Origin of the sequence: Streptomyces sp. NPDC002564 (genome assembly GCF_042889645.1) — a bacterium.
Taxonomy (GTDB): Bacteria; Actinomycetota; Actinomycetes; order Streptomycetales; family Streptomycetaceae; genus Streptomyces.
Map to the genome: position 1 here is coordinate 65,022 of NZ_JBIARE010000012.1, position 16,793 is coordinate 81,814.

Sequence of the window (16,793 nt, forward strand, 5' to 3'; positions counted from 1 at the left end):
AGGCTCACGTGACGACGTCGGACCCGTCCACCACCGCACCGCAGCCGGAAGAGGAACCCGCGCTGCACCGCGCCATCGGCCCCAGACTGCTGATCCTCTTCGTGATCGGCGACATCCTCGGCACCGGCATCTACGCCACCACCGGCAAGGTCGCGGGAAAGGTCGGCGGCGCGCTGTGGCTGCCGTTCGCGATCGGCTTCGTGGTGGCCATCCTGACCGCGGCGTCCTACGTCGAACTGGTCGGCAAGTACCCGAAGGCGGCCGGTGCCGCGCTCTACACCCAGAAGGCGTTCAAGACGCCCTTCCTCACCTTCATCATCGCCTTCATGGTGATGTGCTCGGGGCTCTCCTCGGCGAGCGCCGCCGCCCGCGCCTTCAGCGGCGACTACCTCGGCGAGCTGACGAACGACGCGCTGCCGCCGACCCTGATCGCGATCACCTTCATCGTGCTGCTCGCCGCGCTCAACATGCGGGGCGTCTCGGAGTCGGTGAAGACGAACGTGGTCCTCACCCTCGTCGAGCTCACCGGCCTCATGATCATCCTCGCGATCGGCGCGTACGCCGTGCTGTCCGGGGACGGCGAGCCCTCGCGGCTCACCGACTTCGAGGCGAACGGCACCGGCTACGCCCTGATGACCGGCGTGCTGGGCGCGACCGCGCTCGGCTTCTTCGCCTTCGTCGGCTTCGAGGACTCGGTCAACATGGCCGAGGAGACCAAGGACCCCGTCCGCACCTTCCCGCGCGCCATCTTCATCGGCGTCGCGGTCACCGGCACCATCTACGTCCTGGTCGCGCTCGTCTCCTCGCTCCTGGTCGACTACAAGACCCTGGAGGGGTCCAGCGGCCCGCTCCTGGAGGTCGTGAAGGCCGGCGGCGTCGACTTCCCGCACAAACTGTTCGCCCTGATCGCGCTGTTCGCGGTCACCAACTCGGCGCTCATCAACATCATGATGGCCTCGCGGCTCTGCTACGGCATGGCCAACGAACGCATCCTGCCGCGCGCCATGGGCCGGGTCCTTTCCGAGCGCCGCACGCCCGTCGTCGGCATCGTCTTCGTCTCGCTGCTCGCGATCGGCCTGGTCTCCACGGGCGAGATCGAGGGGCTCGGCGACACCACGGCGTTCCTGCTCCTGTGCGTGTTCGCGGTGGTCAACGTCTCGGTGCTGGTGCTGCGCCGCGACCCGGTCGAGCACCGGCACTTCCGGGCGCCGACGGTCCTGCCGGTGCTCGGCGCGATCACCGCGCTGATCCTCGCGAGCCCGCTGGCGGACCGCCCGGCCGAGGTCTACATCCGCGCCGGGGTGCTCATCGCCATCGGCATCGGGCTCTGGGGCGTGAACAAGGTGGTACTCAAGGCCCGCGGCGAACAGTGAGCATCGCAGCGGGGGACGACTCGATCCCCTGACCGACACATTCGGTCAGGGGTGGACCGTTGACGGACCGTCTTCGAACGCGTCCTGTCGGCCTCGAACGCCTTCCCGCGGAATATGCCCAATCGGCACCGGACTTCGGCTCCGCTGCGTACTTTCCTCCCCACCGGGTGGTGGGGAACCGCCCGGTCGGGTGGTGGGGACCACCCGGTTTCACCTTGGGGATGGGGAGGCCGCGTGCCCGGAATCGACGAGTGTCTGTACGAAGCCATGACACTGCCCGGTGCCCGTGGAGCCGCGATCGTCGACTGGACCAGCGGACTCGCGCTCGGTTCGGTCGGCGATTCCCCCAACGGGGACTACGAGGCGACCGCCGCCGAGACCGCCGAGGTGGCCCGCTCCGCCGCCGAGTACCAGGCGTTCGCCCCGGTCGAGGACCCCGACGACGACTTCGCGCCGAGCGGTACGGGCGATACGGGCGGCACGGGTCCCGCGGGCGGCGCGTCCGGGGAGGGCGCGGACCCCAAGGGCCTGCCCGTCGAGGACCTCATGCTCACCACGCGGACCGGATTCCACCTGATCCGCTACGTGGAGACGACCTTCGACAGCAGCGTCTTCCTCTACCTCTGGCTCGACCGGCACACCGGGAACCTCGCCATGGCCCGGCTGCGGCTGCGCAGCCTGGCCGAGCGGCTGGTGCTGGGATGACCGCCCTCCAGGCCACCGAGCCCGCCGTCGTCCCGTGCTCCGCCGACGCCTTCGTCGCCTCGCCGCTGCTGACCCGGCTCGCCGCCGAGGGGGCCACCGGCGCCTTCCTGCGCGACCAGGGCACCCTCTACCTCGTCGAGGGCCGGGTCGTGCACGCCGAGAGCCCCGCGGCACCCGGCATCGACGTCCTGCTCACGGCGGGCGGCGCACTCGCCGCACAGGGCTGGCAGGACGCCCTGTCCCGCGCGGGGACCCGGCACGAGGTGGGCCGGGAACTGGTCGACAGCGGCCGGGTCGCGGCGGGCGAGCTGGAGGTGTGCCACCTCGGCGCGCTCTTCGACGCCGCCTTCTTCGTGCTCGGGGCGGCCGGCGGGCCCACCCGGTTCCGGCACGGCGTCGCGCACTGGCTGGGCCGGGTGCGCCCGGTGCCCGCCGCGGCGGTCGTCCGCGAGACCTGGCGGCGCCGGGCCCTCCTGGACAGCATCTGGCCCTGCCCCGACCTCGACACCGCCCCGGTCGTGCCCCGGCGGCCGGCCCCCGGGCAGCCCGTCACCGTGCGCCAGCGGGCCCTGCTGCGGCTCGCGGACGGCATCCGCACCCCGACGGCCATCGCCTGGGCGCTCGGCCGCCCCACGTTCCACACCCTGATCGAGGTCAGGCGGCTCGCCGCGGCCGGCCTGGTGGAGCCCCCGGAGCCGCCGGTGGCGACGGCCGGACCGGCGCCCGCCGTCCTGCCCTTCCCGGGCCCCGCCGACGACACCGAGCCCGACATCGCCCTGCTGCGGCGGCTCCGCGACGCACTGGAGGCGCTGTGAACGCCGGTGCCGCCGGCGCCGTGTGCCCCGCGGTCGCCACCCGGCCCGGGCCCCCGTCCGCATGAAGTTCTTCGCGCCCTGGAAGCGCGCAGGGAGGAGAGAGCTGGTGGCTGCCGAAGCCGACGTACTCGGCGAACTGAAACGGCTGCGGACCCGGATGCCCCAGCTCCGCGGCGCCCTGACCGCCAGCGTCGACGGCCTGCTGCTCGCGCAGGACGCCGGGGACGTGGAGGCGGAGGGCGTCTGCGCGCTCACCGCGGCGGCGCTCGGCGTCGCCCTGCGGCTCTCCGACGCCACCCACCAGGGCGGCTTCCGCGAACTGCTGATCCGGGGCGAGCAGGGCTACGTGGCCACGTACGCGGCCGGCTCGTCCGCCGTGCTCACGCTGCTCGCCGAGCCCCGTATCAACGTGGGCCGGCTGCACCTGGAGGCCCGCCGTTCCAGCGCGCTCATCGGAGAGCTGGTCGACGCCGCCGTCGAACGAGCGGAGGAAACCTGACCCATGACCCCCACCACACCCTCGTCGTCCCCCTCACCGCGGGCGACCGGCAGCAGACGGAAAGGAAGTGCCAAGCACATGACCGACACGGAGACCGCACTCAAGGATGCGACCACCTCGATCGAGGGCGTCATCGGTGCCGCCCTGGTCGACTACACGAGCGGGATGGCTCTCGGCACGATCGGGGGCGGGAAGGAGATGGACCTCCAGGTGGCGGCGGCCGGCAACACCGACGTGGTGCGCGCCAAGCTGCGCACCATGGAACTGCTGGGCCTGAAGGACGAGATCGAGGACATCCTCATCTCGCTGGGCAGCCAGTACCACCTCATCCGGCTGATGAAGGGCCGCAACAACAACGGCCTCTTCCTCTACCTGGCCCTCGACAAGGACCGCGCCAACCTGGCCATGGCCCGCCACCAGCTGCGGCGCATCGAGACCGGCCTGGACGTCTGAGGACTCCGGGCCGCCCGGCGGCGCCGCGCTCCCCCCGGGCGCGGCGTCGCCGTCGTGCGTGCGGGGGCCGGGTTCCGGGCTACTCCACGAAGAGGCCGCGGGCGGCGGCACCCGCGTCGAACTCCTCCAGGCGGGCCTGCGCGTCCGGCAGCCCGTCGCACAGGGCCTCCAGGAGGACCCGGCCCAGGAGCATCGGCGCGCAGGCCGTGTCGAAGGCGAGGCCGGTGCCGACCGCGGCGGGCAGCAGCAGGTCGGAGTGGGCGGCGACCGGGGCGAAGGCGGAGTCGGCGACGGTGACCACGGTCAGGCCCGCGCCCTGCGCGTAGGACAGCGCGTCGACGACCTCGCGGGGGTGGCGGGGCAGCGCGAAGCAGAGCAGCGCGGTGGCGCCGGCCCGCACCGCCGCGTCGACGCGGTCGGCGAGCATCGTGCCGCCCTCGTCGAGCAGGCGCACGTCGGGGTGGACCTTGGCGGCGAAGTACGAGAAGCCGTACGCCTGGGAGGCGGCGGCCCGCAGGCCGAGGACGGGCAGCGGGCGGGAGGCGGCGAGCAGCCGTCCCGCGCGCTCGACGGGCGCCGGGTCGGCGAGGACCTCGGCCAGGTGGCGCAGGTTCTCGATCTCGGCCTCGACGGCCTGCTGGTACTCGTTGGCGGCCGTCGCGCCGGTGGCCCCGGCGGGGGCGACGTCCCGCAGGTGCCGGCGCAGGGCCGGGTAGCCGTCGAAGCCGAGGGCGACCGCGAAGCGGGTGACGGAGGGCTGGCTGACCCCGGCGAGCTCGGCGAGCTCCACGCTGGAGAGGAAGGGCGCGTCGGCGGCCCTGCGCACCATGCAGTGCGCGATGCGCCGCTGGGTGGGCGTGAGCCGGTGGCCCTCGAAGAGCACTTGCAGTCGCGCGGCCGGGCTGTCGCTCATGCCGTCCCCCTCAGAATGTCCGTACCCGCAGTCGTTCCCGCGCCGAGCCCGGACCACAGCCGGGTGAACCGGTCGAGCAGTGCGGCCGCCGCCGTCACATCATCCGTCAGGGGCCGGTCCGCGACCTCCGCTTCCAGTACGGAGTCGGCGAGTTCGAAGGCTTCGAGGAGCGGGGTGCCGGGGTCGAGGCGCATGTCACGCAGCCGCAACGCCCGGATGGCGGCGACCAGTTCGCAGCCCACCACCATGCGGTAGGCCTCGCAGGCGCGCAGCGTCTGGCGGGCGGCGAGCGAGGCGAAGCTGGCCTGCTCCTCGACGCCGCGGGAGAGCACCGCGTGGCCGAGGGAGGCGGGCGCGGAGAAGGCGCGCAGGTCGCCGAGGGCGGCCCCGGCCGCGTACTCCAGGATCATCACGCCCGACGAGGCGGCCTCGCCGTCGGCGAGGAAGGGGCGCAGGCGGGTGAAGGCCGGCTCGTTCAGGGTGGACAGGCGCGAGGTCGACAGGCGGGCGGCCTGGGTCACGGCGAGCCGGAAGTGGTCCAGGGCCAGGGCGAGTTGGGCGAGGTAGAAGCCACCGTGGTGGTAGGCGGCCATGTCCTCGGGCGAGATCAGCGGGTTCTCGGCGGCGGCGTTGATCTCGACGGTGAGGACGTCCTCCAGGGCGTCGGCCGCGTCGTGGGCGGGGCCGTGGATCTGCGGCACGCAGCGGAAGCCGTAGGGGTCCTGGATGCGGCCGAGCGGCGGGGTGGGCCGGTCGGGGGCGCCCAGCAGGGTCCGCATGCGCTCGGCGACGGCGTACGAGCCGGGGTGGCGGCGGGCCTCGTGGACGGGCAGCGCGTACGCCTCGTAGGACCCGTCGACGGCCATCAGGGAGAGCGCGGCGACCACCTGGGTCGCGCCGATCAGGCCGCGCAGCTCGTGCAGGGCGAGCGCGGACTGGCCGAGGGTGAGGGCGTTGCTGCTGATCAGGGCGAGGGCGTCGTTGTTGTCCAGGGGCTGCGGCTCGGGGGGTGCGCCCGTGCCCCGCCAGGGGTGCTCACCGGCCAGCGCGAGGCCCATCTGGGCGAGGGCGGCGATGTCGCCGGTGCCGACCGAGCCGAATTCGTTGACGGTGGGGTGGGCGCCGGTCTCCAGTGCCCGGCACAGGGCGGTGACGACGCTGGGGCGCAGTCCCGCGCCGCCCGCGAGGAGCTGGTTGGCGCGGACCGCGAGCATGGCGCGGACCTGGCGGGCGGGCAGCTCGGCGCCGATGGCCCCGGCGTGCGAGCGCAGCAGCCGCAGGCCGTGGTCGGCGGCCGCCTCGGTGGGCACGGCCTCGTTCCGGTTGGCGCCGACTCCGGTGGACCGGCCGTAGACGCGGCCCCAGGCTGCGATCTCGCGCGCGGCGTTCCAGGACTCCTCGGCGCGCTTCATGCCGTCGGTGGCCGGCACCGGGCGGGCCTCGGATTCGGCCAGGCGTACGACGTCTGCGACCATCAGTCCCCGGCCGTCGAGGACGACGACCGCTTCCCTGTCGCCGGCCGCCGTGTCCGCGATACGAGACGACTTCACTCGCAAATCCTCCTCAACCGGACTCTTCGTCTTGCCCGTCGGCCACCGATGACGAGCGATTCACGCCGGGGCATTGACAACCTATTCAGACAGCAAGAACTCTGCATGACGATATACAGCCGGGCAAGGGACTCCACATGATCCAATTCGATACGGTCCACAAGCGCTTCCCGAACGGCACCACAGCGGTCCACGACCTCACCCTGGAGATGCCCGACGGCGGCGTGACCGTCCTCGTCGGATCTTCCGGTTGCGGCAAGACGACGACCCTGCGGATGATCAACCGGATGGTCGATCCGACCTCGGGCACCATCCGGGTCGGCGGCCGCGACGTCCTGGAGCAGGACGCGGCCGAGCTGCGCCGCTCCATCGGCTACGTGATCCAGCAGGCCGGCCTCTTCCCGCACCGCACGGTCCTCGACAACGTCGCCACCGTGCCGCTGCTGCTCGGCTGGGGCCGCCGCAAGGCGCGGGCCCGCGCCGCCGAACTCCTGGAGACCGTGGGCCTGGCCCCCGACGCGGGCAAGCGCTACCCGCACCAGCTCTCCGGCGGCCAGCAGCAGCGCGTCGGCGTGGCCCGCGCGCTCGCCGCCGACCCGCCCGTGCTGCTCATGGACGAGCCCTTCGGCGCGGTCGACCCGGTGGTGCGCACCCAGCTCCAGGACGAACTGCTGCGCCTGCAGCGCGAGTTGAACAAGACCATCGTCTTCGTCACGCACGACATCGACGAGGCGGTACGGCTCGGCGACCGCATAGCCGTCTTCCGCACCGGCGGCCACCTCGTGCAGTGCGCCGAGCCCGCCGAGCTGCTCGCCCGCCCCGCGGACGACTTCGTCGCGGACTTCCTGGGCGCGGAGCGCGGCCTGAAGCTGTTGTCCCTGTCGACGCTGAAGGGCGTCCCGCAGGGTCCCGCGCCGGAGGGCGGCGCATGGACGCTCCGCCTCGACCCGGCGGGGGCTCCCCTGGCCTGGCGGCACAAGGACGGGGAGTCCGCCGACGTCCCCGTACGCCCGCTGCGCGACGGCGACTCGCTGCTCTCCGCGCTCAACGAGTCGATATCCGCCCCGGCGGGTCTGGTCGCCCGGGTCGACGCGCAGGGCCGCCTGACGGGGGTCTCGTCGCGGGACGACATCCACGCGTCCGCGGGCGCGGCGCACGAGCAGGGCCGGTCGGTGTCCGACCGCGAGCCGGTGGGGGCCGACCGCGCACCCCGCGCCCCCGGGCCGTCCCCCGCATCCGGCGCCGCGACGCCCCTGAAGGAGACCTCGTGACCGTCGACTGGTCGTGGATAGGCGACCACACCGACGATCTGACCAGCCTCACCCTCACCCACCTCCAGGCCGCCCTCTCCGCGGTGGCCCTGGGGCTGCTGATCTCCCTCCCGCTGGCGGTGCTCGCGCACCGCGTCCGGCCGCTGCGCGGCCTCCTCCTCGGGCTCTCCAACATCCTGTTCACCATCCCCTCCATCGCCGTCTTCGTCCTGCTCCTGCCGGTCAGCGGCCTCACCCGGACCACCACCGTCGTCGGCCTGACCCTCTACACGCTCGTCGTGCTGCTGCGGAACACCGTCGAGGGCCTGGACTCCGTCCCCGCGAAGACCAAGGAAGCCGCCAAGGCCATGGGCACCCGCCCGCTGCGCACGCTGCTCACCGTCGAGCTCCCGCTCGCCCTGCCGGTGATCATGGCGGGCGTACGGATCGCGACGGTCATGTCGATCTCGCTGGTCTCGGTGGCGACGTACATCGGCGACGGCGGCCTCGGCCAGCTCTTCACCGACGGCTTCCAGCGCAACTTCCCCACCCCGGTGATCGTCGGCGTCGTCCTCACCCTGCTGCTCGCCCTCGTCGCGGACGCGCTGCTCGTCACCCTCCAGTACGTCCTGACGCCCTGGACCCGCCGCCGCAGGAGTGCCTGACATGTACGAACTCTTCAAGGACCTCGGCGCCTGGCTGGTCAGCGGCGAACAGTGGACCGGCGCCGACGGCATCGGGCACCGCCTGGTCGAGCACCTGCAGTACTCGCTGCTCGCCACCCTCGTCGCGGCCGCCATCGCGCTGCCGCTCGGCCTGCTCATCGGGCACACCGGCCGCGGCGCGTTCGTCGCCATCAACCTGTCCTCGTTCGGCCGGGCGCTGCCCACCGTCGGCCTGGTCGTGCTGGTCTTCCTCGCCAGCGGCCTGTCCATGTGGCCCGTCTACATCGCGCTGGTCGCCCTCGCGGTGCCCGCCATCGTCACCAACACGTACGCGGGCATGACCGCCGTCGACCCCGAGGTGCGGGACGCCGCGCGCGGCCAGGGCATGCGGGGCCACCAGGTCCTGTTCCAGGTCGAGCTGCCGCTCGCGCTGCCGCTGATCATGACCGGGCTGCGGCTCGCGCTGATCCAGGTCGTCGCGACGGCCACCATCGCCGCGTACGTCTCCTTCGGCGGGCTCGGCCGGTACGTCTTCGACGGGCTCGCCCAGCGCGACCTGGTCCAGGTGCTCGGCGGCGCCGTGCTCGTCGCGGTCGTCGCCGTCGTCCTCGACCTCGCGCTCTCCGCCCTCCAGCGCGCCCTCTTCCGCCACCGCCCCGCCCCGCAGGCCTAGGAGCACCCACCATGAACCGCAGAACTCTCCTCGGCGGCCTCCTCGCCACCGCGTCCGTCCCCGCGCTCGCCTCCTGCAGCGGCGGCATCACCTCGCTCAACGGCGACGGCGGCGGTGGGGGCGGCGGCGGCTCCAGCAAGGACGGCGTCACCATCGGCACCGCCAACTTCACCGAGAACCAGGTCCTCGGGTACCTCTACGCCGCCGCCCTCGCCGCCGACGGCATCAAGACGAACGTCCGCCCCAACCTCGGCACCCGCGAGATCCTCATCCCCGCCCTCAAGGGCGGCGACATCGACCTGCTGCCCGAGTACCAGGGCGCCCTGCTGCACTACCTGGACCCCAAGGCGAAGGCCACCGAGGAGGGCGAGATGCAGAACGCCCTCGCCATGCGGCTGCCGCGCGGCCTGCAGATCCTGCCCTACGGGCGGGCCGAGGACTCCGACGCGTTCGTCGTCACGCGCGAGACCGCGAAGAAGTACGGGCTGAAGTCCCTGGCCGACCTCGCCGAGCACAACGGCAAGCTGGTCATCGGCGCGGCCCCCGAGGTGAAGAAGCGCACGGTCGGCGCGGTCGGCCTCAAGGAGGTGTACGGCGTCGAGTTCAAGGAGTTCAAGTCCCTGGACTCCTCGGGGCCGCTGGTCAAGGGCGCCCTGCGCAAGGGCGACGTCGACGTCGCGAACCTCTTCACCACCGACACCGACATCGCCGCCGAGCACTGGGTGGTCCTCACCGACCCCAAGAACCTCGTGCCCGGCCAGCACGTCGTCCCGCTCGTCGCCGACCGCAGGGCCGACTCGGCCGTGCGCAAGGCGCTCGCCCGGCTCGGCGCGCTGCTCACCACCGAGGACCTCACCGAGCTCAACCGCCTGGTGGACAAGGACAAGAAGGACCCCGAGGACGTCGCCGACGACTGGGCGTCCCGGCACGGCCTGACCAAGAAGTAGGCCCGGCCCGACAGGAGGCCCGGCCCGACAGCGCCCCGGTCAAAAGGCCGGGGCGACACGGAAGTTGGCGGCACGGCGAGGGGAGCCGATCGGCATGGCAGCAGAGGACCTGGTGGAGCGGCGCTCCATCGACGTCGTCCCCGACGACGAACGGCACGGCACGGCGGTCAGCCAGTTCACGCTCTGGCTCGGCGCCAATCTGCAGATCACCGCGGTCGTCACCGGCGCCCTCGCCGTCGTCTTCGGCGGCGACGTGGTCTGGTCGCTGGCCGGCCTCGTCCTCGGCAACCTGCTCGGCGGCGCGGTGATGGCCCTGCACTCGGCGCAGGGCCCCCGGCTTGGCCTGCCCCAGATGATCCAGTCCCGGGCGCAGTTCGGCGTGAAGGGCGCGGTCGTCCCGCTGCTCCTGGTCATCGTGATGTACGTCGGGTTCTTCGCGAGCGGCAGCGTGCTCGCCGGACAGGCCACCGCACGGCTGACGCACACCGACGACACCACCGGCATCGTGCTCTTCGCCGCCCTCACCGCGGTCATGGCCGCGGTCGGCTACCGCGTCATCCACGTCCTCGGCCGGGTGGCGAGCGTGATCTGCGCGCTCGCCTTCGTCTACCTGGGCATCCGCCTCCTGGACCGCGTGGACCTGTCGGCGCTGCTCTCCGACGCCCACTTCGACCTGCCGATGTTCCTGCTCGCCGTGTCCCTCTCGGCGTCCTGGCAGCTCGCCTTCGGCCCCTACGTCGCCGACTACTCCCGCTACCTGCCGCGCACCACATCGGCGCGGGCCACCTTCTGGTGGACGCTGTCGGGCTCGGCGCTCGGCTCGCAGTGGTCCATGACGTTCGGCGTCCTGGTCGCCGCGAGCGCGGGCGACGCCTTCCTCACCGACCAGGTCGGCTACGTCGTGGGCCTCGGCGGCACCGGCCTGATCGCCTCCTTCCTGTACTTCGTGATCGCGCTCGGCAAGCTGACCATCAACGTGCTGAACACCTACGGCGGCTTCATGTCGATGGTCACGAGCATCAGCGGCTTCCGCGGCCAGAAGGTCCTCGGGCCGCGCGGCCGGGCCGCGTACATCGCGGTGATCATGGTGGCGGGCACCGCGGTCGCGCTGCTCGGCAAGGACAGCTTCCTGACGTCCTTCAAGGACTTCCTGCTGTTCCTGCTGACCTTCTTCACGCCCTGGTCGGCGATCAACCTGGTCGACTACTACCTGATCTCCCGCGAGCGGTACGACATCCCCGCGCTCTTCGACCCGCACGGCCGGTACGGCGCGTGGCGCCGGGACGCGCTGCTGGTCTACGGCGTGGGCCTGCTCGCCCAGCTGCCGTTCCTCGTCACGCACTTCTACACGGGGCCACTGGTCGATCCGCTGGGCGGCGCCGACATCTCGTGGATCGTGGGACTCGTGGTGCCCGCGGTCCTGTACTGGGCGCTGGCCCGGCGCAATCCGCCCGTCCCGGGGGCAGGGCCCAGGACGGAAAGGGGGGTTAGCCCCACCGCCACGGAGGCCTCCGCGCCGTAACGTGACCGGGTATGGAAGCCCGTGACGCCGAACTCAAGAAGGAACTCGACGCCACTCTGCACGCCCGCAGAGAGCTCGGCGAAGAGTACGACTCCGCCTTGGTCGACTCGTTCCTCGGGAAGGTCGAGCAGCGCCTTGACGGCACGATCGACCGCCGGATGCGCCGCCATCTGGCCGAGCAGCAGATGGTCGTCGCCCGCGGCGCCCGCTCCCCCGGCAACCCCGTCGACTCCTGGAGCGAGCGCTTCGGCTTCGGCGTCATCTCGCTGATCCTCGCGATCCCGCTCTCCGCGATCGCCGTGGTCAACGCCGGTCTGACCGGACTCCTGGTCTCCTGGGCCGGCATCTTCGGCGTGAACGCGGTGCACTCCCTGCGCGGCCTGGACTTCGGCCGCCGCCGCAGGGAGCGCGCCTCGGAGTGGGACGACTGAGCCGCCGAGCGCCCCGGCGGCTCACGCCTGGCGGGTGGGCAGCACGATCAGCTGACGCAGATTGACGTGGCGCGGACGGCTCGTCGCGTACGCGATGAGGTCGGCGATGTCCGCCGGGGCCAGCGACCCGACCGCACCGAACATGCCCTCCAGCTGGCCGCCGAGCTCCGCGTTGTCGATGTGCCCGCGCAGCTCGGTGTCGGTGAAGCCCGGCTCGACGTTGGTGACGCGCACGTCGCGCGGGCCGAGCTCGGTGCGCAGGGACTCCGACAGGTAGGTCAGCGCGGCCTTCGTCGCCCCGTACACCGCGTAGTGGGTGAACGGGATGTGCGCGCCGATCGAGGAGATGTTGACCAGGTCGGCGACCCGGCCGTCGGCCGCCGCCGCGATCAGGTCGGGGGTGAACGCCCCGATGATCCGCAGCGCGCCCGCCACGTTCGTGTCCAGCATGCGCTGCCACTCGTCCACGCGGTGGTCGGTGACCGGGTTCGGCAGCATGACGCCCGCCGAGTTCACGATCAGGTCGACGCGGCCGTACGCCGCGTGCACGCGCTCGGCGGCGGCGTCCACCGACGCCTGGTCGGTGAGGTCGGCGGGCACGGCAAGGGCCCGGCCGCCGTCCGCCTCGATCTTGGCGGCCAGCTCGTCGAGCCGGTCCGCGCGGCGGGCGAGCAGCGCGACCCGGGCGCCCCGGGCGGCGAGCAGCCGGGCGGTGGCCTCGCCGATGCCGCTCGCGGCTCCGGTGACGACGGCGGTGCGGTCCTGCGCGGTCTCGTACGACATGGGTGAACTCCCGGTGCGGTTGCGGCCGTCCGGGGTCGTCCCCGGCGGCGGTCACCACTGTGCGCGGCCCGTGCCGACCCACCCAGGGCCGAGCCTTTCCTGGGTCCGGCAGTACCAGGATCCGATCCGCCCCGCCGCCTAGGATCGGGCGCATGGACGGCGATCTCGGTGACTTCCTGCGCTCACGGCGCGCCCGCATACAGCCCGCGGACGTGGGCCTCGTGGCGCACGGCCGGCGCCGCGTGCCGGGCCTGCGGCGCGAGGAGGTCGCGCAGCTCGCGGGCGTGAGCGTGGACTACTACATCCGCCTCGAACAGGGCCGCGGCCCTTCCGTGTCCGACGCCGTGCTCGACGCGATCGCGCGGGTGCTGCGCCTGGACGGGACCGAGCACGCCTATCTGCGCGCGGTGGCCCGTCCCGTGCCGCGGGCGCGGGCGCCGCGGGCCGCCGCGCAGCGGGTCCGGCCCGGGCTGCGGCTGCTGCTCGACACGATCGACCGGGCGCCCGCGTTCGTCTTCGGGCGCCGGATGGACGTCCTGGCCTGGAACGACCTCGCCGACGCGGTCAACGGCTTCTCCCGGCTGTCCCCCGCCGAGCGCAACATCCCCCGGCAGGTCTTCCTCGAAGGGGCCGGGCGGCAGTGCTATCCCGAGTGGGAGGCGGTGGCCGCGGAGACGGTCGCGTATCTGCGGCTGGACGCGGCGCGGTATCCCTCGGACGCGGGGCTGTGCGCGCTGGTCGGCGAACTCTCCGTCAAGAGCGCGGAGTTCCGTCGGCTGTGGGCCGACCACCAGGTCAAGGAGAAGACCCACGGGGTGAAGCGGATCGACCATCCGGTCGTGGGCGAACTGGTCCTGCCCTACGAGACGCTGACGCTGCCGGGCGACCCCGACCAGCTCCTGGTCGTCTACACCCCCGAGCCCGGCTCGGACAGCGCGGACCGCCTGGCCCTCCTCTCCAGCTGGACCGCCACCCCGTCCTGACCCTCCAGGGGGGAGCGGTCGCGGGGACCGCCGCACCCCCGGGTCTCCCCAGGGGGCGGGACGACGGCGGTCCCCGCGAGGGACGCGTACCGGGTCAGGGCCAGGCCACGTCCAGGCGTCCTTGGAGGTCCGGGAGCCGCTCCGGAGGTCCTGACGCCGACAACCACCAATGTGCCGGAGCCTTGTTAAGCGGGTGCTGCGCGGACGTGACGTACGCGTACCGCTTGCGCGAAGTTCACCCCGGGCCCCGCCGCGCCGCGGTCACTGCGACTGCTGCTCCGCGAGGAACGCGAGGAGGTCCTGGCGGCTGACGACGCCCGTCGGCTTGCCCTCGACCAGCACGATCGCCGCGTCCGCCGCACCCAGCACCGACATCAGGTCCGCGACCGGCTCGCCGGAGCCGACCTGCGGCAGCGGCGCCGACATGTGCTTCTCCAGCGGGTCGGAGAGCGAGGCACGCTGCGCGAACAGCGCGTCGAGCAGCTCCCGCTCCACCACCGATCCGATGACCTCCGCGGCCATGACGTCGGGGTGGCCCGCGCCCGGCTTCACGATCGGCATCTGCGAGACCCCGTACTCGCGCAGCACCTCGATGGCCTCGCCGACGGTCTCCTCGGGGTGCATGTGGACCAGCGAGGGCAGCTCGCCGCCCTCCTTGCGGCTCAGCACGTCGCCGACGCGCGGCTGGTCGCCGGCCTCCTCCAGGAAGCCGTAGTCGTTCATCCACTCGTCGCTGAAGATCTTGCTGAGGTAGCCGCGCCCGGAGTCGGGCAGCAGCACCACGACGACGTCGTCCGGGCCGAGCCGCTCGGCGACCCGCAGCGCCGCGACGACGGCCATGCCGCAGGACCCGCCGACGAGGAGGCCCTCCTCCTTGGCCAGCCGCCGGGTCATCTGGAAGGAGTCCTTGTCGGACACGGCGACGATCTCGTCGGTGACGTTCCGGTCGTACGCGGTCGGCCAGAAGTCCTCACCGACGCCCTCGACCAGGTAGGGCCGCCCGGAGCCGCCCGAGTACACGGACCCCTCGGGGTCGGCGCCGACGACGGTGACCTTGCCCTGCGAGATCTCCTTCAGGTAGCCGCCGGTCCCGGAGATCGTGCCGCCGGTCCCGATGCCCGTTACGAAGTGGGTGATCCGCCCCTCGGTCTGCTCCCAGAGCTCGGGGCCCGTGGAGTGGTAGTGCGAGAGCGGGTTGTTCGGGTTGCTGTACTGGTCCGGCTTCCAGGCGTCGGGCGTCTCGCGCACGAGCCGGTCCGAGACGTTGTAGTACGAATCCGGGTGGTCGGGGTCGACGGCCGTCGGGCAGACCACCACATCCGCGCCGTACGCGCGCAGCACGTTGATCTTGTCGAGGGACACCTTGTCGGGGCAGACGAAGATGCACTTGTAGCCCTTCTGCTGGGCCACGATGGCGAGGCCGACCCCGGTGTTGCCGGAGGTGGGCTCGACGATGGTGCCGCCGGGCTTCAGGTCCCCGCTCTGCTCGGCCGCCTCGATCATGCGCAGCGCGATGCGGTCCTTCACGGAACCGCCGGGGTTGAAGTACTCGACCTTGGCCAGGACGGTCGCCTGGATGCCCGCGGTCACGTTGTTGAGCCTCACCAGCGGGGTGTTGCCGACGAGGCTGATCATCGAGTCGTGGAATTGCACCGTTGTCTCCGGGCTGCGATGTAGTGCGACGAATTGGTGCGGTCAGCCTAAGGGGCGGACTCATCCGTTCACCTCCGCTTGCGATTGGCCGACCGTGCTTACGGGGCAATGAGTGGATGTACGGCCGTACGAACCGGTACGGCACGAGGAGGTGGCTGCAGGGCATGTCGAGGGCGAGGGTGGCGAGGCGGATCGCCGCGGGCGCGGCGTACGGCGGTGGTGGCATCGGGCTGCTCGGAGCGGCCACGGTGGGCGTGGTGCTCGCCGAGGTACAGCTGGCGAAACGGAACGTGGGCAACGGCGGGCACGCGGATCCGCCGCGGGCGGACGGCCGGTACGGCGGGGTGTTCGCGGACCGTCCGGCCTGCGCCGAACCGGTGCGGTTCGCGATGCTCGGGGACTCCACCGCGGCGGGACAGGGTGTGCACCGGGCCCGGCAGACCCCGGCGGCGCTGCTCGCCTCCGGTCTCGCGGCGGTCGCCGAGCGGCCGGTCGACCTGCGGAACGTGGCGCTGCCGGGCGCCCAGTCGGACGATCTGGACCGGCAGGTGACGCTGATCCTCTCGGACCCGTCCTGGGTGCCGGACGTCTGCGTGATCATGATCGGCGCGAACGACGTGACGCACCGGATGCCGCCGACGCGGTCGGTGCGGCATCTGTCCTCCGCGGTGCGCAGGCTGCGTACCGCGGGTGCGGAGGTGGTCGTGGGCACCTGTCCCGACCTGGGCACGGTGGAGAACGTCTACCAGCCGCTGCGCTGGATGGCCCGCCGCGTCTCACGGCAGCTGGCCGCGGCGCAGACGATCGGGGCGGTGGAGCAGGGCGGGCGGACGGTGTCGCTCGGTGACCTGCTCGGGCCCGAGTTCGCGGCGAATCCGCGGGAGCTGTTCGGTCCGGACAACTACCACCCCTCGGCGGAGGGGTACGCGACCGCGGCGATGGCGGTGCTGCCGACGCTGTGCGCGGCGCTCGGGCTGTGGCCCGAGGAGGAGCGGCCGGACGTCTCGCGCCGCGAGGGGTTCCTGCCGGTGGCGCGGGCCGCGGCGCAGGCCGCGGCGGAGGGGGGTACGGAGGTCACGGCCGCGATGCCGACGGGGCCGCGGGGCCCGTGGGCGCTCCTCAAGCGCCGGCGCCGCCGCCGCATCCACACCCCGGACCACGCCCCCCTCCCCCACTGACCTCTCCCCGACTCCCCTCCGCGGCCGTCCGCGGCCGGGTGGGGGCTGGTCAATCCCGTCCGCGGCCGAGTGGGGACTCGTCCATCCCGCCCGCGGCCGGGTGGGGGCTGGTCGCGCAGTTCCCCGCGCCCCCAACCACTCCACCGCCCCCGGCAACGCCCCGCACCCCCAGAAACCCAAAACGCAAGGCCCGCCCCCCAGGGGCGCGGGGAACTGCGCGCCAAGCCACAGCGGCCCCGCAGCCAAAGACAACAAGCACCCACCCCAGCAGGGGCGCGGGGAACTGCGCGCCCAGCCACACCGAACCCGCAGCCAAAAAGCAACGAGCACCCCCCAGGGGCGCGGGGAACGGCGCGACCAGCCCCCACCGGACCCGCAGCCGAGAAGCACCCCCCTCCCG

General features: G+C 72.8%; 17 protein-coding genes. 13 read left to right on the plus strand and 4 right to left on the minus strand.

Features of this window, described 5'->3' with window-relative positions; translation table 11 throughout:
- The first annotated feature begins 8 nt into the window (after positions 1 to 8).
- The 5 genes from ACFYXE_RS32155 (at position 9) to ACFYXE_RS32175 (ending at position 3,845) form a co-directional block, all read left to right on the plus strand.
- Positions 9 to 1,373 (plus strand): APC family permease, encoded by a 1,365-nt coding sequence (locus ACFYXE_RS32155; protein ID WP_389318686.1) that lies wholly within the window; start codon positions 9 to 11, stop codon positions 1,371 to 1,373.
- 234 nt (positions 1,374 to 1,607) lie between these two features.
- Positions 1,608 to 2,078, plus strand: a complete 471-nt coding sequence (locus tag ACFYXE_RS32160) for a hypothetical protein (protein ID WP_389318688.1) — start codon at positions 1,608 to 1,610, stop codon at positions 2,076 to 2,078.
- Positions 2,075 to 2,893 carry a transcriptional regulator gene (locus ACFYXE_RS32165; RefSeq protein WP_361171830.1) on the plus strand — a complete coding sequence of 273 codons (819 nt, stop codon included), beginning with the start codon at positions 2,075 to 2,077 and terminating at the stop codon, positions 2,891 to 2,893. The genes ACFYXE_RS32160 and ACFYXE_RS32165 overlap by 4 nt, the downstream gene beginning before the upstream one ends.
- A 61-nt stretch (positions 2,894 to 2,954) precedes the next feature.
- A complete protein-coding gene (locus ACFYXE_RS32170) occupies positions 2,955 to 3,392 on the plus strand; it encodes a roadblock/LC7 domain-containing protein (RefSeq protein ID WP_361171833.1) in 438 nt (145 codons plus the stop codon).
- Between the two features lie 78 nt (positions 3,393 to 3,470).
- The gene (locus tag ACFYXE_RS32175; RefSeq protein WP_361171836.1) at positions 3,471 to 3,845 is read left to right on the plus strand and encodes a hypothetical protein; all 375 of its coding nucleotides are present in this window, start codon (positions 3,471 to 3,473) and stop codon (positions 3,843 to 3,845) included.
- A gap of 79 nt (positions 3,846 to 3,924) precedes the next feature.
- Here ACFYXE_RS32175 and ACFYXE_RS32180 read toward each other — a convergent pair whose 3' ends face one another.
- Both ACFYXE_RS32180 and ACFYXE_RS32185 read right to left on the minus strand, forming a co-directional pair.
- Complete coding sequence (locus ACFYXE_RS32180) at positions 3,925 to 4,758, minus strand: MurR/RpiR family transcriptional regulator (RefSeq protein WP_361171839.1); 834 nt, start codon at positions 4,756 to 4,758, stop codon at positions 3,925 to 3,927.
- Positions 4,755 to 6,314, minus strand: coding sequence for an aromatic amino acid ammonia-lyase (locus ACFYXE_RS32185; protein ID WP_389318692.1), 1,560 nt, complete (start codon positions 6,312 to 6,314; stop codon positions 4,755 to 4,757). The genes ACFYXE_RS32180 and ACFYXE_RS32185 overlap by 4 nt, the downstream gene beginning before the upstream one ends.
- Before the next feature lie 131 nt (positions 6,315 to 6,445).
- On the opposite strand from ACFYXE_RS32185, the gene ACFYXE_RS32190 reads away from it, so the two are divergent.
- The 6 genes from ACFYXE_RS32190 to ACFYXE_RS32215 all read left to right on the plus strand — a co-directional run bounded on the left by ACFYXE_RS32190 (position 6,446) and on the right by ACFYXE_RS32215 (position 11,796).
- The gene (locus tag ACFYXE_RS32190; protein WP_389318694.1) at positions 6,446 to 7,579 is read left to right on the plus strand and encodes an ABC transporter ATP-binding protein; all 1,134 of its coding nucleotides are present in this window, start codon (positions 6,446 to 6,448) and stop codon (positions 7,577 to 7,579) included.
- Entirely contained in the window at positions 7,576 to 8,223 is a 648-nt protein-coding gene (locus ACFYXE_RS32195; RefSeq protein WP_389318696.1) for an ABC transporter permease, read from the plus strand. The genes ACFYXE_RS32190 and ACFYXE_RS32195 overlap by 4 nt, the downstream gene beginning before the upstream one ends.
- 1 nt (position 8,224) lies before the next feature.
- Positions 8,225 to 8,896 carry an ABC transporter permease gene (locus ACFYXE_RS32200; protein ID WP_361171848.1) on the plus strand — a complete coding sequence of 224 codons (672 nt, stop codon included), beginning with the start codon at positions 8,225 to 8,227 and terminating at the stop codon, positions 8,894 to 8,896.
- A gap of 11 nt (positions 8,897 to 8,907) precedes the next feature.
- Entirely contained in the window at positions 8,908 to 9,843 is a 936-nt protein-coding gene (locus ACFYXE_RS32205; protein ID WP_389318699.1) for an ABC transporter substrate-binding protein, read from the plus strand.
- A gap of 94 nt (positions 9,844 to 9,937) precedes the next feature.
- Positions 9,938 to 11,365, plus strand: coding sequence for a purine-cytosine permease family protein (locus ACFYXE_RS32210; RefSeq protein WP_389318701.1), 1,428 nt, complete (start codon positions 9,938 to 9,940; stop codon positions 11,363 to 11,365).
- Positions 11,366 to 11,376: 11 nt separating this feature from the next.
- Positions 11,377 to 11,796, plus strand: a complete 420-nt coding sequence (locus ACFYXE_RS32215; RefSeq protein ID WP_389318703.1) for a hypothetical protein — start codon at positions 11,377 to 11,379, stop codon at positions 11,794 to 11,796.
- Positions 11,797 to 11,817: 21 nt separating this feature from the next.
- Here the strand turns inward: ACFYXE_RS32215 and ACFYXE_RS32220 are convergent, their stop codons facing one another.
- Positions 11,818 to 12,579 (minus strand): SDR family oxidoreductase, encoded by a 762-nt coding sequence (locus ACFYXE_RS32220; RefSeq protein WP_361171860.1) that lies wholly within the window; start codon positions 12,577 to 12,579, stop codon positions 11,818 to 11,820.
- A gap of 152 nt (positions 12,580 to 12,731) precedes the next feature.
- On the opposite strand from ACFYXE_RS32220, the gene ACFYXE_RS32225 reads away from it, so the two are divergent.
- Entirely contained in the window at positions 12,732 to 13,562 is an 831-nt protein-coding gene (locus ACFYXE_RS32225; protein ID WP_361171864.1) for a helix-turn-helix transcriptional regulator, read from the plus strand.
- A gap of 261 nt (positions 13,563 to 13,823) precedes the next feature.
- Here ACFYXE_RS32225 and ACFYXE_RS32230 read toward each other — a convergent pair whose 3' ends face one another.
- Complete coding sequence (locus tag ACFYXE_RS32230) at positions 13,824 to 15,215, minus strand: cystathionine beta-synthase (RefSeq protein ID WP_389318706.1); 1,392 nt, start codon at positions 15,213 to 15,215, stop codon at positions 13,824 to 13,826.
- A gap of 164 nt (positions 15,216 to 15,379) precedes the next feature.
- Here ACFYXE_RS32230 and ACFYXE_RS32235 point away from each other — a divergent pair, with 164 nt between their 5' ends.
- On the plus strand, positions 15,380 to 16,393 hold the full coding sequence (locus tag ACFYXE_RS32235) for an SGNH/GDSL hydrolase family protein (protein ID WP_361171870.1): 1,014 nt from the start codon (positions 15,380 to 15,382) through the stop codon (positions 16,391 to 16,393).
- The last annotated feature ends 400 nt before the right edge of the window (positions 16,394 to 16,793 follow it).

Coding starts and splice junctions, on each gene's coding strand:
- ACFYXE_RS32165 (WP_361171830.1), top strand. CDS start 2,075: ATGACCGCCCTCCAGGCCACCGAGCCCGCCGTCGTCCCGTGCTCCGCC.
- ACFYXE_RS32170 (WP_361171833.1), top strand. CDS start 2,955: ATGAAGTTCTTCGCGCCCTGGAAGCGCGCAGGGAGGAGAGAGCTGGTG.
- ACFYXE_RS32175 (WP_361171836.1), top strand. CDS start 3,471: ATGACCGACACGGAGACCGCACTCAAGGATGCGACCACCTCGATCGAG.
- ACFYXE_RS32180 (WP_361171839.1), bottom strand. CDS start 4,758: ATGAGCGACAGCCCGGCCGCGCGACTGCAAGTGCTCTTCGAGGGCCAC.
- ACFYXE_RS32190 (WP_389318694.1), top strand. CDS start 6,446: ATGATCCAATTCGATACGGTCCACAAGCGCTTCCCGAACGGCACCACA.
- ACFYXE_RS32200 (WP_361171848.1), top strand. CDS start 8,225: ATGTACGAACTCTTCAAGGACCTCGGCGCCTGGCTGGTCAGCGGCGAA.
- ACFYXE_RS32205 (WP_389318699.1), top strand. CDS start 8,908: ATGAACCGCAGAACTCTCCTCGGCGGCCTCCTCGCCACCGCGTCCGTC.
- ACFYXE_RS32210 (WP_389318701.1), top strand. CDS start 9,938: ATGGCAGCAGAGGACCTGGTGGAGCGGCGCTCCATCGACGTCGTCCCC.
- ACFYXE_RS32215 (WP_389318703.1), top strand. CDS start 11,377: ATGGAAGCCCGTGACGCCGAACTCAAGAAGGAACTCGACGCCACTCTG.
- ACFYXE_RS32220 (WP_361171860.1), bottom strand. CDS start 12,579: ATGTCGTACGAGACCGCGCAGGACCGCACCGCCGTCGTCACCGGAGCC.
- ACFYXE_RS32225 (WP_361171864.1), top strand. CDS start 12,732: ATGGACGGCGATCTCGGTGACTTCCTGCGCTCACGGCGCGCCCGCATA.
- ACFYXE_RS32235 (WP_361171870.1), top strand. CDS start 15,380: ATGTCGAGGGCGAGGGTGGCGAGGCGGATCGCCGCGGGCGCGGCGTAC.